18 protein-coding genes are annotated in these 16,934 nt (G+C 46.9%); 2 read left to right on the top strand and 16 right to left on the bottom strand.

Going from position 1 to position 16,934, the window contains the following annotated elements; translation table 11 throughout:
* Positions 1-108 precede the first annotated feature (108 nt).
* The 7 genes from GC130_RS04360 to GC130_RS04330 all read right to left on the bottom strand — a co-directional run bounded on the left by GC130_RS04360 (position 109) and on the right by GC130_RS04330 (position 5,989).
* The gene (locus GC130_RS04360; protein ID WP_151997051.1) at positions 109-1,035 is read right to left on the bottom strand and encodes a DUF6624 domain-containing protein; all 927 of its coding nucleotides are present in this window, start codon (positions 1,033-1,035) and stop codon (positions 109-111) included.
* A 145-nt stretch (positions 1,036-1,180) separates the two neighbouring features.
* Positions 1,181-1,900 (bottom strand): rhamnogalacturonan acetylesterase, encoded by a 720-nt coding sequence (locus tag GC130_RS04355; protein ID WP_151997050.1) that lies wholly within the window; start codon positions 1,898-1,900, stop codon positions 1,181-1,183.
* Between the two features lie 8 nt (positions 1,901-1,908).
* A complete protein-coding gene (locus tag GC130_RS04350) occupies positions 1,909-2,337 on the bottom strand; it encodes a putative toxin-antitoxin system toxin component, PIN family (protein ID WP_151997049.1) in 429 nt (142 codons plus the stop codon).
* Positions 2,334-2,537 carry a hypothetical protein gene (locus tag GC130_RS04345; RefSeq protein WP_151997048.1) on the bottom strand — a complete coding sequence of 68 codons (204 nt, stop codon included), beginning with the start codon at positions 2,535-2,537 and terminating at the stop codon, positions 2,334-2,336. Before GC130_RS04345 ends, GC130_RS04350 begins: the two co-directional genes overlap by 4 nt.
* Before the next feature lie 366 nt (positions 2,538-2,903).
* Positions 2,904-3,389: a hypothetical protein gene (locus GC130_RS04340; RefSeq protein ID WP_151997047.1), complete on the bottom strand. Its 486-nt coding sequence runs from the start codon at positions 3,387-3,389 to the stop codon at positions 2,904-2,906.
* Between the two features lie 2 nt (positions 3,390-3,391).
* Entirely contained in the window at positions 3,392-4,630 is a 1,239-nt protein-coding gene (locus tag GC130_RS04335; RefSeq protein WP_151997046.1) for an AAA family ATPase, read from the bottom strand.
* Between the two features lie 132 nt (positions 4,631-4,762).
* Positions 4,763-5,989 (bottom strand): DUF711 family protein, encoded by a 1,227-nt coding sequence (locus GC130_RS04330; RefSeq protein WP_151997045.1) that lies wholly within the window; start codon positions 5,987-5,989, stop codon positions 4,763-4,765.
* 177 nt (positions 5,990-6,166) lie between these two features.
* Here GC130_RS04330 and GC130_RS04325 point away from each other — a divergent pair, with 177 nt between their 5' ends.
* Positions 6,167-6,820: a flavodoxin reductase gene (locus tag GC130_RS04325; protein WP_151997044.1), complete on the top strand. Its 654-nt coding sequence runs from the start codon at positions 6,167-6,169 to the stop codon at positions 6,818-6,820.
* A 24-nt stretch (positions 6,821-6,844) separates the two neighbouring features.
* Here GC130_RS04325 and ablB read toward each other — a convergent pair whose 3' ends face one another.
* From ablB to GC130_RS04285, 8 genes are all read right to left on the bottom strand, one after another.
* Entirely contained in the window at positions 6,845-7,681 is an 837-nt protein-coding gene (gene ablB / locus GC130_RS04320) for a putative beta-lysine N-acetyltransferase (RefSeq protein WP_151997043.1), read from the bottom strand.
* A 3-nt stretch (positions 7,682-7,684) separates the two neighbouring features.
* Entirely contained in the window at positions 7,685-8,959 is a 1,275-nt protein-coding gene (locus tag GC130_RS04315) for a peptidase (RefSeq protein WP_151997042.1), read from the bottom strand.
* Positions 8,952-9,602 (bottom strand): 3-oxoacid CoA-transferase subunit B, encoded by a 651-nt coding sequence (locus tag GC130_RS04310; RefSeq protein WP_201568517.1) that lies wholly within the window; start codon positions 9,600-9,602, stop codon positions 8,952-8,954. Before GC130_RS04310 ends, GC130_RS04315 begins: the two co-directional genes overlap by 8 nt.
* Positions 9,578-10,279 (bottom strand): CoA transferase subunit A, encoded by a 702-nt coding sequence (locus GC130_RS04305; protein ID WP_151997040.1) that lies wholly within the window; start codon positions 10,277-10,279, stop codon positions 9,578-9,580. The genes GC130_RS04310 and GC130_RS04305 overlap by 25 nt, the downstream gene beginning before the upstream one ends.
* Before the next feature lie 3 nt (positions 10,280-10,282).
* Complete coding sequence (locus GC130_RS04300) at positions 10,283-11,545, bottom strand: aspartate aminotransferase family protein (RefSeq protein WP_151997039.1); 1,263 nt, start codon at positions 11,543-11,545, stop codon at positions 10,283-10,285.
* A 113-nt stretch (positions 11,546-11,658) separates the two neighbouring features.
* The gene (locus GC130_RS04295; RefSeq protein WP_226940380.1) at positions 11,659-12,303 is read right to left on the bottom strand and encodes a cation transporter; all 645 of its coding nucleotides are present in this window, start codon (positions 12,301-12,303) and stop codon (positions 11,659-11,661) included.
* Positions 12,304-12,352: 49 nt separating this feature from the next.
* Positions 12,353-14,860: a CehA/McbA family metallohydrolase gene (locus GC130_RS04290; protein WP_151997038.1), complete on the bottom strand. Its 2,508-nt coding sequence runs from the start codon at positions 14,858-14,860 to the stop codon at positions 12,353-12,355.
* A gap of 76 nt (positions 14,861-14,936) precedes the next feature.
* Positions 14,937-15,488: a DUF3124 domain-containing protein gene (locus tag GC130_RS04285; protein ID WP_151997037.1), complete on the bottom strand. Its 552-nt coding sequence runs from the start codon at positions 15,486-15,488 to the stop codon at positions 14,937-14,939.
* A 174-nt stretch (positions 15,489-15,662) separates the two neighbouring features.
* Between GC130_RS04285 and GC130_RS04280 the strand changes: the two genes are divergently transcribed.
* A complete protein-coding gene (locus GC130_RS04280) occupies positions 15,663-16,709 on the top strand; it encodes a TrkA family potassium uptake protein (RefSeq protein ID WP_151997036.1) in 1,047 nt (348 codons plus the stop codon).
* 2 nt (positions 16,710-16,711) lie between these two features.
* Here GC130_RS04280 and GC130_RS28535 read toward each other — a convergent pair.
* On the bottom strand, positions 16,712-16,934 hold a 223-nt coding region (locus GC130_RS28535), incomplete at its 5' end, for a DUF6265 family protein (RefSeq protein WP_226940379.1).

Here is a 16,934-nt window from a genome sequence, read left to right as displayed (position 1 = left end):
TGGTTATGAAAGCACTTTAAAAAAAACGTAGGTACAGCCTATTCTGAATAATGAAAGCCCACAAACTTCACTGACTTCGAAGTTTGTGGGCACTGGATCAATTAACGTCTATTTTTCCTGTGCTATGTTCCAGTCAATATCGAACCTCTCTTTCAGGCAGGGCTTCAAAGGGCCTAAGCCGATTTTGGCTCTTCGTTGATCCACGTACCGTGGATTTTCAATGGGGTAGGGTGTTTTCACCAGGTCTTCAAATTTGATTTGGGTGCCGTACAACTGCTCCTGTCCCTCTTCCACCAGCAGGCGATCCTGCATTTTGGCAAACCGGAGAGGTTGGGCTTCACCTTTCTCAAAAGCCTCCTTCAGTAAAGGGAAATATTTTGACCGGAGCTCATAGGAGCTATGACTGATAATGAGCGCCGCACCAGCTGCGGCATATTCTGTTACGGCACTTGCAGTAGGCCAACCATATTCGTCGAGCAGTTGGAGCAGCGCCTCCTGGTTTTCCTTCATGTTCCTCTCCTCCATGGCCGATACCGGGAATATGGAGGGCGAACTGAAGTAGCCGTCGTTCTGAATGTACTTTCGTCGTTCGATGTTGCCGGCATACATAAAACCCTGGTCTTTGATGATCATTTTGAATAGCTCCCGGGCGAAGGGCTCGTTTTGGATTGACCCTTTTTTTGCTTCATACTTTTTGATTTGCCTGGTTTCTACCTCTTTCCATCTGGGGTCGTCGATCAGGCTTAGGAACTGAGGGTCATGCAATACTTTCAAAGTGTGATCCTCCGCCAGCGCACGATCCAAAAAGTAAAATGCTGTGTCTCTCATTTGGGTAGTCCACAAAAGAGCGCATGTGGAAGCAATTTCATATGACAGCTCAGGTACGGGGTTAGCGAAGTAGGCCTGTCTGTATTTTTCAAGGGCCGGCATTAACAAGCCGATTCTTTTCAGACTGTCGGCTTGCTCTGTTAACTGCTGGCCAATAAGTGCGTGTTGCACGCAAATACATAGTGATAAAATGATTGTTTTCTTCATGTTACTTTGAGGTTTGTACCGGAGCAAGGGTACAAACATTTACGGATCCGGGCTGGTGAAATCGATGGGTGGCGGGTCTGCGGCCGGATTTAACCAGTTTTCGGTAGTAAAAAAATGACTGGTTGCCGTCAAATGGTAATTGAACCTACTTGAAAAGCCTGGCAATCGGTAACCTCTGCGCTTTAGCTTCTTCCACAAACAGCCCTGCTACGATACCAGCTCCTGCCTCATTCAAATGAGTGGAGTCCTGCTTGCTGTCGGTGAAGAGAAAGATGTTTTTCGATTTTTCTGGCCCCATGTCTGACACCAGCTTGCGTGTCGACGCTTCCATGTTCACATAAGGTGTGTTGGTTTCTCTGGCGATTTGCGCTGCCCCCGTGATGTAGTCACCGTGCGTGTCTTTGAGGTTGCCTTCTGCATCAAAATGGCGCCTGACAATAGAGGAGCAAACGATGGGAATGGCCCCTTTCTTTCTGGCTTCATCAATGAATTTTTGGATGTTTTGTTTGAAGCTGCCAAACGGCTCAGTGTGTCGGGCTGTATCCGTTTTCTCATCGTTGTGACCAAATTGGATAATAACGTAATCTCCTTTTTGCAGGCTGTCGTACACCGCCTGCCAGCGGCCCTCATTGATAAAACTTAGGCTGCTTCGGCCATTGACGGCGTGGTTGTGGACTTTGGCTTCGTTAGTGACGTAGTCAGCCAGTCCTTCTCCCCAGCCAAGCTCAGGATAGGCTTTGGCAGACTTTGGTGCCATGGTAGAGTCGCCTATCAGCCAGATGTTTACTTCGCTTTCATAAATAAATGAAGTTGTCACAAGCATGACGAAAGGGACACCGAGAAGCAGAATTACCTTTTTTACCATGGTTCACTTTAGGATTTAATCATACCTTCCAATAGGTTGGTACTAAGTATTTCTATATCGCTAATTTCACGTTGGAGCTTTTTGTCACCTGTCCACAAGGCACACTTAAGCTCTAGAGCAAGGGCTACGAATGCAATGTCATCGCTGTCAACTGCAGCCGTAAGCTGGTCAGCGGTTATCCAGTTTTGACTTGAAACCTGTTCCTCTTCAATAAAATGGATTCTGTGAGTAACAAGATGTGTTAGTTCGAGGATTTCGCTTGTACTTAGTTTCAATGCCTTTTTAAGCTTTTGCCGATGCTCAACCAATTCAGACAATAGGTAGGTAGGGGCATGGAATATTAAACCAGAGTCAGGCTTTGTAAGGATATTGGCGATTCTGCTATTTGTATTCAGTATGGCGCTAAAAACGATATTGGTATCGACAACCAGATTCATTTGATGAACCTATCTCTGTTCTTTAACCACCAGGATTTGTTGATGTCGGAAGCCAGTTGGTCAACTTCCTCCTGAGCGACAGTACTCTTCGACGTTAGCTCACCATACCGGATTAAATCCAGCACACTTTGAAGCTTTTCAGAATCGAGGCCTATGGGTATCCGAACAATAATTTCTTTGTCTGACCTATCTACTTGCATACATTAAATGTAATGAATATTACTTATTTCATCTAACACCCAAAGTTCACGACAAGTTTGGTTTTAAAATCGGCACCAGGGTAGAACTGACAAACGGAGTTCGCCACTACTCCACCTTCATCACCTTCGCAGCCGTCAGATATGGATTATCAAAAGTCACTTTGTCGCCTGCTTTTTTGCCAGGGATAAGAAACAGCCGTGCCGACAATGCTTTGTTGGTGTATTTGAGTGAAAGGGAGGCAGTCGAGTCGGTGCTTAATTTTTTAGAAAAGAGTAGTTCTTGCTTTTGAGATAAACGGTTGATTATTTCGATTAGAGTAATAAATTTTGAACTCCTTTTGGAGGTTATAGGCTGCTAGGTGGATGTTAGACGATAATCACCTCAACCTGAACATCAATACGGAAGCCATAGGTTCGGAAGAAGTGGAGATTTAGTTCGTTATCTATTTCTTCGAAGTGCCGGTGCCTTTTGTTGCAAGCGAAGGCCTTTTTATGTCTGAATGCAGATATGTCGTGGTTAGCAATAAACAATTTGATAGTCGACTCTAGTTGCTCGAGTGCACCTGGAATCCATTTCTTTACCTGATCCTTAAGCTCGATTAGATAGAGGTGAGTATTTGAAGTCAGCATCCCATCACAACGGCCAACTCCCTTTAATTCATCGTCTTTTACTACACACTTGTCAATGGCTGCAAATGTCAGAAGTATGTTTTTGTCGTTTCTAACGGTAGCGATCCATTTGTCTGGATTGTCAAGATCTGTATACGCTTTGCCGCCTTCCTGGTCGTCGCATATTCCAAAAAGTGAATGATTGATTGGTAATTCCTGACAGTCGGGGTTGAAAAAATCCATAGTTAAAGGTCTTCTTCGATTTCCAAAAGCGCATCAAAAAGCCTGTTGCCTTCTCGGATACTGTCATTCAAGAAGTTTCTATCTGAAGGAATCCCTTCAGGTTGCGGAAGAGAAGTAATTGCCCCCAATTCTTCATTGAGCTGATATATAGCCACTTCATCGGATGTTACGGACGACTTGTTAGGAATGATGCTTTCCAACTTCGTGAGTAATTTTCTTTCGTTTGATGAATCCTTTATTTTCTCTTTCAAATAACCTGTCTGGATGGCAATGCTCAAAAAACTAATGATGTAAGGACTGTGGGTCGTAATAATAAGTTTGTTGCCTGGCTTGTCGTTATTAAACTCAAGCAAGCTATTTAATACTTGACGCTGAGAAGAAGGGAAAAGGTTTTGTTCAGGTTCTTCAACGATATTTATCAGGCAAGTATTTATGTATTTGGCTAATATCTCGTCTACCTTTTTTGTTTTCTCAGAAGCTGACAAGACCTTATTTTGCATAACTTCAGCCATCTCTTCATTTCTTCGAATACTTTGCTCGACAGTTAGCCGTTCTCTTGCTCTGTCATCTGTAATGTTTAGTTCATCTATAAGAAACTTGGTGACGAGATATAACGGCACTAATGACTGATAGCCGCTGGAAGATTCCAGTAAATTAAGGTTGAATCCCTCGCCTATGAGATAGGAGGCATCTGTCTCATTTTCATATTTAAACTTAACATTCCCTATCGGAAGTGGAAGCAACTCCTTATTTAGCGACTGCTGCCCTTTCTTCAGTTCTTCGGCAAAGGTGTATAGCGTATCAGGTAGGTTTTTCACCCCATAAGCATTTTTCACAACACTCAGGAAATTCCTTTCGGCAGGAATGTACATGATTTTCGGGACGCTGAAGTGTTGTGTTTCCTTATATTCGATTATTGGCCAATCATTGGCCCCTGAGTAATAAATGTCAACGGTTTCTCCTCTATACTCAATTATTGTATCGTCTCTGAAATAGTTTTGTATCCGCTGATACTTAAATAGCTCATAAAACTTGTAGTGAGGCAGATGATCTCCGTCAACATCTCCACGATGTAATGCTTTCTCTAGCCATGTGAGTGTTGATATTACTTTTGCAACCGTGCTCTTACCACTCCCCTGATTACCAATAAACACAGTGACTTTCTTCACATCAAGCCAACCACCATTCTCTTGATAGCCCTTTTTGATTGGTCCGAAGTTCTCAACTTTTACGCTGCTCATTTTATGTTTATAAGCTTCAAATTTACAATTATTACTTTAGTAGCCCAGCATCAATTTCCTGTAAACTTTGGCCATGTCAAAGTCTTTTCAACACATGTGAAAAAGATGTTTTGAGCAACTGAGGTAACTCTACTACTCCACCCTCATCACCTTCGCTGCTGTCAAATAAGGATTGTCGAAGGTCACTTTGTCGCCTACTTTTTTACCAGGGATGAGAAAGAGTCTAGCTGACAATGCCTTGTTGGTGTACTTGAGGGAAAGAGAAGCCACATCGGTAAAGATGCGTTCAACAGTAGCCTGCGAAGTGGCGCCTGCTAGTGGGATCACATCCAGCCCGGTGCCTGAGACCGAGGAGAATAACAAAAGCTCTTGCACGGTATACCTGTTTTCATTGGCTCGTTGCGCCAATACTTTGTCTTCAATGACGGGCAGCATGAGGCCCGAATAGCCGCAGGTTTTCAGATCGAGGCTTTTGATGACATCTGTGATCAGGGAGCAGGCACTCAGCGTAGAGGGCTCGCCGAAAGGCTGCTTGGTCAATGTTTCAATGGCGGTGCCAATGCTGGCGTCCAGCCCGGGGGCTGGAGAGGTGTCGATGCCGTCGTACTGCCAGCCGTAAGTCGCTGATATTTTGGTAGCGAGCGCCTGCACCGGCTGGAACTGCTTTTCCAGTTCGGCTTTTAAGTTTTGCCTGGCGTTGACCATGGTCGATTGAGAGAACACTTCGGTCAAAAGGTTCGGGTACTCAAGCCCGACGGCGAAACTATTTACTCCCGAATGAAAGGCGGCTGGAAAAAACGGAATCCCAGCTGGACAATTGGCTGAAGCAGTAAATCGGAAGTTACCTTCGCCGCCTTTGCCCACTTTAGCGACGGCTACCACTATTTCGGCGGCGGCTTTGATGCCGTTGCGATGGATACCTAGCTCGGTGGAGGAAACGGGTAGACTGAAGTTGATTAGATCAGTTTCTCCGATGAGTTTGGCGGCCCAGCTTGCGACTTCTGCACTATATTCGTTGGGCGGAAGCACTGCTCCGATGGCAAAAGATACATCATCTCTCTGTGCGATTTCATTAAATTTCTTCAGGTAGGGCAGGGCCTCGTTCAGTGTTTTTTCGCCGAGGTACTCATACAGGTTCTGCGTAGCAATTCGGATGGTTTGCACCTCATAGCCAGCATTGGTGTAGTCGGTTCGGGCCTGTTTCAGGAATTCGACCGCTTTGATCACCGAGGTAGTATCCGAGAGGCTTTCTACCGTAATGCCCGCTGTGATGGTTCTGACTCTGAAGAGGTGAGGATGCTGGCCGTAGGATACCAGTGCCAGGAAAGCAAAGCCAATAGAAAGTAGTAAGCGAAACATGGGATAGGGTTTGGTGGAGTTAAAGTTAACAAAGAAATGGATAGCCAAGGCGAATTTGGGATGCTATACACACTTACTCTATCAGTGTTGTTTGAAACAATTTGGCTGGGAGCCGTTGTTAATAAGTAGGTAAAGAAAATTCACCGCCTTAATTATTCAATGTAAACCAGCAAACACATGCAATACAACGAAAAAGTTAAAACCATCAATTGGTTAGCTCACAATGTCATACAACTTGAAGTACCCAAACCAGAAGGCTTTAAATTTAGCGTGGGGGATGCTGTGGAGATTAAGGTAGCTGGGCAAGATCCGGGGCCTTTTACTATCACGAACTTGCCAAACGGTGACAAGCTTGAGTTCGTTATTCGTATTTATCCCGAACATCATGGGAAAACAGAAGCCATCAGTAAGCTGAAGGTGGGTGAAGAAATTGGCTTCACCGAACCGTTCAATACCTTCCAGCCTCAGAAAAGAGCTATTTTTCTTACAGGAGGCACAGGCATTACGCCGTTCATTGCTATAATGAGACAAATGCAAAAGGAGGGCACGCTGGCTGATTGTCACTTATTCTTTTCCAACAAAACCAGAAAAGACCTCTTTTTGGAAGAAGAACTGAGCGACATGCTGGGCGACCACTTCCATAATATTATCGCCGAAGAAAGGGACGACCCGGATTACTATGGAAACATCGACGAAGCGTGGCTCAAAAACCACATCGACGACCTGTCGAGGCCTGTACTGGTGTGTGGCCCTCCGGCTTTCAATAAGGCCATGGCAAAAGCCCTAAAAAGTATTGGAGTGAAGGAGGGGCTGATTGATCTCGGGAGTTAGTAAGCACGACAAGTGAGCAGCCGCTTATGTGCTGAATTTCGGTTGCACCGCCTTGTGCCACACATTCATGTCTTCTAAGCCCGAGAAAATATAACAATTGTTGATCAACGTGCCCCCGTAGCAATATCCCAATTGATAAAAGGCCTTGTTCATGGCATACGATTCCGCCCTGGCAATAGTGTACAGGCACTGGATGTTGTCAACAGCCAAAACTTCTTCCAATTTTGACAAGAGCTTTTTTATGTGTCCTTTTCCCTGGGCTTCCGGTAAGGTGCCGCAGTCGGTCAGCTCGGCATTGCCATACTGTGCATTTATTTCAGCGGAAGCGGCACTTACGATTTTGTTTTGCTCCCGAATGACCACATACTTTGTGCCATCCTGCATGGTTTTCAGGATGTAGGCCGACTCATTGACGGGCGTTGGGTACACGTTAAAAATAGCGGCATACAGTTGCGCCAGTCCATCTGCATCTTCCACGGTAGCCACGGAAACGATTTGCGTATCAGTTTTTCTGGCAATAGCAGGCTGGCTCAGTATACTTTCAATCATTTGCTGCTCCTGGTAATGCCCGGGATTGCTACCTCTGGTTGGCTTTTGATACTTTGCCAGAAAATGCATATCTACTCCCTGGAAATACCCTTTTATCAGGGCTTCTTTTGAATAGCCATTTGATAAAAAAACCGGCAGTTCCTCTTCCCGTGCCTTGACGATGATTTTTTCTACCCAACTATATTCAGACTGGGCAATGAGTGCAAGCACTTCCTGAGCGTCGCCGGAATAGTCGTCGATCCTGATTCTTTTGTTGAAAGAATCGGAATACAAAGTGATGCTGGCTGAGCCATTTTTGATGATTGAATTCATGGACTAACCTTTTGGTTCCACTCCACACCACGAAGTAAGGGTAAGTGCGAAAAGCTTGGCCGCCTGTATCACTTCTTTTATTTCAATATACTCGTTGGGGTAGTGAGCCATTTTTGTTTCGCCCGGCCCCATCACCAGCGAAGGGATGTTACCCACCTTCCCCAGCAGCCCGGCATCTGTCCCCCAGGGTGAGGCTTCTATTTTTATTTTACGCTTATAGATCGCCTCAAAGTTCTCTTTCATCAGCTCAGCAAATGGGTGATCAGTTTCCACCGCATTGGGCACCCATTGCGCCCCAAAAAATTCCACCTTCACCGGATGGTCCTTCAGCCAGTCGTCAGCAGCGCAAAGGTTGGCCAGGTGGTCAATCAGTTCTTTTTTCACCTCCTGCATGTTTTCATGTGGCCCCACACCCATGCGGCCTTCCATTGTTACCAGGTCGGGTACGGAAGATGGCCATGAACCGCCTTTGATCGACCCCACATTGATAGGTAGCGGGATAGGAATATGACTGTACAAAGGGTCGTCGATGGAGGCATTGCGTTTTTTCTCCAGTGCCAAAATGCTCTGGTGGACTTTGATGGCCTGCTCAATGGCCGACACGCCCTCGTAGCGTGTGCCGCCGTGTGCAGACCGCCCTTCCACCGTAACCCGAAACCACATGGAGCCCTGCTGCTTGATAAAGAGCTTCATGTTGGTGGGCTCAGGAATAATGGCGGCATCGGCAGTATAACCACGAAGTACGGCGGCCAGCGTGCCCACGCCCCCGGATTCTTCTTCAATGACTGAATGAAAGATCACATCGCCTTTTAGCTTTGCGCCGCTTTTTATAACCGCTTCAATGGCCATGAGTAGCGCCACGTTTCCGCCCTTCATGTCGGTGGTGCCACGGCCATACATTTTGCCATTTTCGATCTTACCTGAAAATGGATCATCGGCCCATTTGCCTCGGTCTCCTTCAGGAACCACGTCAATGTGGCCATTGTAAATGATCGACTTGCCGCCGCCCTGTCCTTTCAGCACACCTACCACATTGGGGCTGCCCACGTAAGTGTCACGGGAAGCAACGAAGTAGGGACTTTTGGCCAGCTCCTCATAAACAGGGTCCCAAACGTCTACTTCAAGGCCTAGTCGGTTTAGTTTTTCGATCACTATTTCCTGCACGCCCTGCTCGTTGGTTTGCACGCTGGGCTGCTGAATCAATTGCTGTAGGTAGGAGATGGCTGCATCGGCGTGTTTATCGATATAGGCTTCCAACGTTTTTTGAAGGTCAGTCATGGGCTTTGAAGTTGGTGGAGAAGGAAAAGTCGGCTTCGGTATTGTTTTTCACGTCGGCTAAAGTGTAGCCCGGCATCAGTTCATCGAGATACAGCTGCTGATCGACGATGGAAAACACAGCCATTTCGGTGATGATTTTCTGTACGCAACGATAGGTCGTAACCGGAAGGGAGCACTGAGTCACAATCTTTGGCTGTCCGTCTTTGTCGCAGTGGTTCATCACGGCAATGAGGTTTTTGGCACCATAGGCAAGCTCCATGGCACCGCCAACACCGGGCACCCTTTTGCCCGGCACTATCCAGTTGGCCAGGTCACCAAGGGCGTTCACCTGCAGCGCCCCAAGAATGGACAGGTCAATGCAGCCTCTGCGGATCATGCCAAAGGCAATGGCACTGTCGAAGTAGCTGGCACCAGGCAGGATAGTCACCGGCAGCCCAGCGGCATTGCTCAGGTTGCCTTCAGCATTTTCCTTGGGGGTTGGCCCCATGCCGAGAATGCCGTTTTCCGCCTGAAAAAAGACCTTCATATTTTCGCCAAGAAAGTTGGGCACCATGGAGGGAATACCAATACCAAGGTTCACGACCATGCCATCCTTTACTTCCAGGGCCGCTCTTTTGGCTATTGTTTGTCTTGTGTCTCCCATACCCATTTCCAGTTATAACCTTTCGATTGCACGATGTATTTCACATAGATGCCCGGTACCACAATTTCCTCCGGATCAAGCGCTCCCATGGGCACAATTTCGTCTGCTTCCACAATGGTCACCTTGCTGGCCATGGCCACATAAGGGTTTGTGTTTCGGGCTGTTTTATCAAAGATCAAATTCCCAAAGGTGTCAGCTTTCTTAGCGTAAACAATCCCAACATCACCTGTAACAGGCGCTTCGTAAATGTATTCTTTGCCGCCAATGTTCACTTTTGGTTTGTCGTATTCCAGCTGAGTTCCTTTGCTGAGTTCCGTTAAAAAGCCGTTCAACCCCACGCCGCCAGAGCGTATCCGCTCCACCAAAATGCCCTGCGGCGAAAACTCTACATGTAGCTTGCCCTGGTTCATTAAATCACCAGCCGTAGGGTTGGAGCCAATATGTGACGCCAGCAGGTGTGTGGCCCGCTCCAGACAAACGAATTTGCCAATGCCGATCCATGGGAAGCCTGCATCGTTGCCGATCAGCTTCACATCTTTCACTCCTGAGTCGATGAGGCAGTCAATCAGGCCGGGCGGCGTTCCTACACCACCAAACCCACCAAAAAGCAGGGTCATCCCATCAAAAAAAGCTGATTTGGCGGTGGCATAGTCGGTAACTTTATCGAATAGGTGCATAGGTTAGCTGCATTCTTTTAGTGATTGCTCCAGCTTGCCGAGGAGTTCATCGGCTTCGCTTCTGTTGATGGTGAACGGTGGTGAAATCAACATACCGTTTTCATCCGTTCCTTCTTTTCCTCCCACCGCCGGGTAAATCAGCAGTCCGTTTTGGTAGCAACGCTCAATGAGTTTTGCCTGTATTCCTTTGATCGCTGGATCCAATTCGAAACCCATCATCAACCCCTTGCCCCGCACTATTTGTATGACAGGGTATTTCTTTTGCAGGTCATAAAGTGCCGATTTGATGTAAACGCCTTTCTTGTTTACGTTGTCCAGCAGGTCGTCTTCTTCTACGATATCCAGCACTTTAAGGGCCGTGGCGCAGGAGAGTGGATGCCCGCTATAGGTATGACCACTCATGATGATCCCGCTTCCTTTCTTTATCGGCGCAAGAACCTTGTCGGTCATCAAAGTGGCAGCTATGGGCGCATAGCCGGCTCCCAGACTTTTTCCAACGGCAACGATGTCGGCCTGAGTGCCCCAGTGTTCCATGCCAAACCATGTTCCGGTTCTTCCCAGACCTGTCATTACTTCATCGGCAATGAATAAAATGTCGTGTCTGTCGCAGACTGCTTTGAAGCAAGCGTAGTATTCGTTCACCGGAGCCAGGGCTGTGCCGGCCGCTCCCACCATAGGCTCGGCTACAAAAGCAGCAATCTTTGAAGCGCCGATAGTATCGATTGTTTTTTCAAATTCGGCTACCTGATCTTCCAGTGAATCGTTTTCCAGGTCAGCCGATAGCGATGGGTATTTCTCCAACATGCCTTCAAAGCGCTGCCTTCTCAGGGCATGGCCCGATAAAGAAAGGGCTCCCATGGTGATGCCGTGGTAACTTTTCTTCCGGGTAATGAAGTGTGTCTTTTCAGGCTTGCCTTTTTCCTGCCAATACTGAATGGCGATTTTCATGGCCGTTTCAATGGCTTCGGTACCACTGTTGACAAAAAAGCTGTGCGTCAATGACCTGTCAGGCGATAGTTCGTACAACTTAGTGGCCAGCTGTTCGGCTTCTTCAGAGGCAAACTGCGACCGATAAACAAACTGAAGCTTATCGAGCTGTTTTTTGATAAATGGCAGGAGCTTTTCGTGGGAATGGCCCAGCGAACAAGTCACCGCTCCGGAAGATCCATCGAGGTAGGCCTTGCCGTGTTCATCGTAAATGTAGACACCTTTGGCACTTGCCGCTTTCAGGTACGTCTTGTTCAGGTTGGGTTGTATGTTGTGCACTTGCTTGCTAGTAAATATCGTATGGCCTGTGATTTCTGTATGGAGTCTTTCGTTGGGTTATTTCGCTGAAATCCGACCATTTGACTAATACTGTTTTCTGCTGCGTTTGTGTTTTAATCGGAACAGCAATGGTTGTTGCTTTTTGCTTTTTCAAAACATTCTTTCCCTTCATTATAAGCAAAGTATGAAAGCCCCAATGTCCCAGCACTATCTATATAAGCAAGCCCAAAAAGCTCATAAATCCCGCTACTTAAAAGCAGAATAACGGACATATAAACACAGACCAAAGTACAATTGGCGTCTGCCAGAATAGGCGCTGAGTTCAATTTAGCTCCGACTTTTCTTTTCCAAACTACCAATCCCCACATGACAATGATTGAAATGACGGAAATCACAACTCCCCAAAAAGTTGTAATTGGTTTATGCCCCGTCCAAATATTATAGATACTCGTTACAATTAGACCAAAAACCAATGAGTAAAAAGCCATTCCTGTTATTTTTAAGGCGGTTCGCTCAAAACCATCCCTATGGCTATCTGGGTTATTTTGAATTCTTACAATCATATGAGCAATTCCAAGTCCTGATATTACTTCGATAAAACTATCAGAGCCGAATCCGAAAAGGGCTAAACTCTCGCCTTCAAATCCAAGAAAGGTTGAAACCAAACCTTCTAAAACATTGTAGATTATCGTAAATACGGCAAGCCCCAAAGCAACTTTATATAAAGGTTTTTTATCTGTCATTGTAGACATTTCCATTTAATTTTCTGGTTGAATACAAGGTAGAAATTTATCTAGTTTGATACTATTACCTGCGACTTTCGAACACCTTTCGAGCCTCTTTGATGTCGTTCATTGCCCTGCTTTTTTCAGCTTCCGTATTCCATGTAGTAACAGCCGCCGCTGCTTTTTCAATCCGATTAATCCAGGTGAGAAAGTAATCAGCGTCTTCAGCCGAATGTATGGGTTGCCCACCTACGTTTACAAACACCGCATTGGTAGTGGCATACGGATAGATATCGAGGACTTCGGGATTGGGTGCACTATAAGCACGGAGAAGCACCCAGGAACTGTTAGCAATATTCAAGGTTCCCGTGAAATCAGCTGTGGTGCGGTCGCCGCTTAACGCAATAGTTTTTACCACCTTCCCATTCTGAATGATTTCCAGCTTGTCGATAGGCACCGGGGAGCGAACAAAGCCTTTGTAGCTGAGCTTTCCTTTTTTTGCAAGGGCAATTTCTTCGCCCGGGCCATGGTCCTCCATCTCAAACCCGACAATGGGCCCGTTGCTGGCAAAGGTTTCCCCTTTTTTGATGCCATCAATAAACTTCTCATGCAGCGGGCGCTGGTCTCCGTCGGCCATTTTTACAAATACCCGTGTTAAACCAACCGGCCCACGGATAGAAGCGTAGTTGGCCATGGCGTCGGTGCCACCGACCGGAGCCAGCCTAAAACCACAGTTCATCAGCTTGTACCAGACCCCGGCTGAGATATGATGATCGCTATACCCTACCGCCTCATAATAGTCTACCTTGCCCAGGGCCACATCTACAGGCAAGGAAAAGCTCGTGGGTTGGGAGAGGTCAGGCTCTGTTTCAAAAGGATGGACATAGCCTACGATGCCGTTTTGTTCGTGGGTCATGTCGGCCACAACAGCATTGGAAGGGTAGGGGCTTTCAGCGCCAGTATGCGTGTAGGCTACGTAACCCGGAAGTAAATAATTCGACGTCATGCCCAATAAACCCGTATGTCCCCAAAAACTGGTGTGGTACTCCTGCCCGTGCATGATGAGGGTTTGTTCGTCTGAAGCATTGTCAGGGTTCACAGAAAAATACTCAATATCAGGAATGCGCTGTTCTTTGTTCACCACCAGGTTGTATACAATGTCCAGGTCTTCTGCTTTGGCCTGAAAAGCCAGGTGTTCGGGAGTGTTGCGGTAGTGGCCGCCGTAGTTCATATGTACATGCACATCGGCCGATTTCCAGGTGCCATGGTAGGATGGAATAGTGGGCGGCGACCATGAAAAAGCAACCTCTTTTTTCTCGCCTGCTTTCACCACGATAGTAGCATCCGTTGCTTTTTGAAACCCTTTCCATGCGGTAATTTTTACCTCACCGACAGGCACTGTCACTTTCACTTCTCCAGAAGAATGGAAATAGTAGGTCTCGAATTTTTGCTTACTTCTGTCAAACATTTCATTGCCATGCATCCATGCATTATCAGGTGCATAGCTTTTGTCGCCAACCCTTACCGTCAGGCGGGCCGGTGTTGGTTGCTTGCTATCGTTGTAAGTTTTTATGAAGATCGTTGCCGTTGGGTGGATGTACTTCTTCTCCCTGATCAGCAATGGCCACTTTTTACTTGTAAGCCAGTCCATCAGGTAGAGTGCCGTGTTACCATGTTCATTGCTGATGTAGGCTATCTTACTTCCGTCGGGAGACCAGCGGGCATGGGTGATGTCGAAATCGCCGTATCCCATGGCAATGGGGTAGCCTTTTTCATCGGCGGGAGTCATCCAGAGCTGGTGCCATTGCTGGCCCAGGTACGACGAGTAAATGATGCGCTTGCCGTCAGGCGACCAGTCGGGGCTGGCACGCCAGTTCGTTTCTTCCTCCCTCAGCAAAACCGGCTGGTAGTTGTCTATTTCGGTTCTGTAAATATTACCTGATCCATGCAGCACGTCGGGGTTGGTCACAAACACCAGTGATTTGCCATCGGGTGCCCAGGATGGGCTCAACTGATGATCCGGCTGACCGTAGTAGTAGCGTGGGATGGAGGTGGTGCGCTCCGGTGAAAGCGGTTTGGCTGCCAGCATGTTATTCGTCAACCTGCCAATCCATATGCGGAAGTTCCCCGTTTCCTTTGTGGAAACATAAGCAATGCTGTTGCCATCGGGTGAAAAACGAGGGTCGGTATTGACGGCGCCGCCTTCTGTTAGCTGGGTGGTTTTGCCAGTTGGCAGGTCGAGTAGGTGAAGCTCCATGGCATCGTTGTTGTAGCGGACAAATACTACCGAGGTTCCATCGGGCGACCAGTCGGGCTGGTAGTCGTAGCCAGGCCCGTCTGTGATTTGTGTGGCCGTGGTTTCATCTATTTTTTGCCGCCACAAGCTGCCGGCCATGGAGTAGATCAGGCTTCTGCCGTCGGGCGACCATGTGGCAGAAGAAGGGCCGGTGGTGAGCTGTGGCACATACATTTCCCGGTAGTAGTAGGGGTGGGGGATGTCGATTTGGCCCAACACCCAAGGCCTTTGAGCCAATAGAGGAGAGAATGCTAGACACACCAGAAACAGTAGTAGATTGATCTGCTTATTCATTTAGCTAGTTCGGAAAAAAGGGATGACAATCAAAACGTTTTACAGTGCAGCGGACAGGAATCACCCTCACAGAACTTTAGTGGATGTGAACCCCCTGCGTAGTAAAAGAAATGCCCTGCTGGCCAGAAGTAGAAATCATTACGGCTTCAAACAATGGCTCATGCGTTTCATCTTTTACCGCCCAGTCAAAGATAAAATTAGCCCCGGTGCCTCCTTCATTGTCTACTTCATCAATCACTATTTCTATCGTTTCCATGGGGCTGATGAATATCGGATTCTTAAAGTATGTTCTTAGCAACTCGCCATGGGTATTGTAGTAATCAGCTTTCAGCATATAGATAGAGTCAGTCAGGCTGGTATTTCTCATGCTGATGGTGGACGTAAGATCGTGAGTCCTGCTTTCCGACCGGCTGTAAATTTGAGAATAGACCGACAGATAAGTTGATCCTGCGACCAGCGAGTCCGACTCGTTCAGTTCAATGAACCTTTGTTTCCAATTTACCGGGTTTACCGAACTTATAGGTTCAGGCTCGTTGCAGGCAAAAAGTACAACACCTAAAGTCGCCGCCAAAAGTATGTGGCGTGCAAGTGTTTTAATTGACGAAGTTCCCCGTATTGAAATACCCATAAATTACCTGGTTTCGTTTGTGATTCAATTTACGGAACAATTGATGAAAGCCATGCGATGGATGCCTTATTGATCGATCAAAGGAAAAAGTATTGTCTCCCCCTGGAGGCTTCAGCTTTATTCCTTCCCTAAATTTCTCTAATTTCCGAGAACTATTCGGAGGCTCAATCGCAGATGTCGGAACTGAAGACCATCAATCATGTAAACAAGCAACTCAGGAATCTCATCATTTCGTTTTTCCTTTTCCTTTTCAGTTTGGGCGTGGGTTTGGCTGGATTCACGCTCATAGAAGACCTGGATTTTGTGAATGCTCTCTATATGACCATTATTACTGTGGGCACCGTTGGCTTTACAGAGGTAAAGGAGTTGAGCGCAGCAGGTAGGGTGTTTACCTCCATCTATATTTTATTGAATCTGGGTATTTTTGCCTATGTGGTCTCCGTGATATCCAGCTACATATTTGAAGGGAAACTGAAATCAATTGTCAAAAGCTATCGCTCGGGTATGGAAATAAACAAACTAAAGAACCACGTAATTGTCTGTGGGTATGGCAGAAATGGCGCCCGGTCGTGCCAGGAGCTCCAAAAGAGTGGCGAGCAATTTGTAGTAATAGAAAAGGATCCTGACATGGTGAATATTATTCCTGAGTCGATGAAGCTTTTTATTGGCGACGCCACCGAGGATGACAACCTTACCACCGTCGGCATAGACCGGGCCAGGGCTATTATCATCACCACTCCTTCCGATGCGTCGAATGTGTTCATAACCCTGACAGCCAGGGCAATGAATGAAAAGATCAGAATCATAGCCAGGGCTTCCAATATTGAAACGGAGAATAAACTCTACAGGGCTGGTGCCAACAACGTCATTCTACCAGACTTGCTGGGAGGCATGTTCATGGCGCAGCTGGTGACCAAACCTATCGTTATAGAGTTTCTAAATCTGCTCAATGGCGTGTCGGGCATGAGCTACCACCTGGAGGAAGTTGGCTACGACGACCTGAAGCCGGAGTTCAAGGACAAAACGCTTCGGGAACTGAATATTTCGGCATCTACGGGTGTCATTGTTGTGGGCGTAAAAGACAATGTCAAAGGACTTATCCCAGGCCCCTCCGCCGACACTTTTATAGGTGAAGACGACTACCTTATCGTTTTGGGCTCCAATATTATCCTGAAGAAATTCTTTGATCAGTATACGCAGTTGAAGTACGAGAAGATGTGAGGCTAATTGGCCCGTTTCATTTGAAAAGTCTCCGTTTCTATTTTATCGCCAGTCTTTAACCTGAGCCGTATTTCCATCTGGCTGTCCGATTTTTGTTCAAACACAAGGCCCTTTAGCTCGATTTTGTCTTTGGTGAACGACACCATTTCAAAAGTGATATAGTTTTCTTTTGTTTCCCAACCCACCAGTTCAGGCGTAAAGTGCTTGAGACGGAGGCCTGTTTTG

Origin of the sequence: Imperialibacter sp. EC-SDR9, from assembly GCF_902498805.1 — a bacterium.
Lineage (GTDB): Bacteria > Bacteroidota > Bacteroidia > Cytophagales > Cyclobacteriaceae > Imperialibacter.
This window is presented reverse-complemented; position numbering and strand designations above follow the sequence as displayed.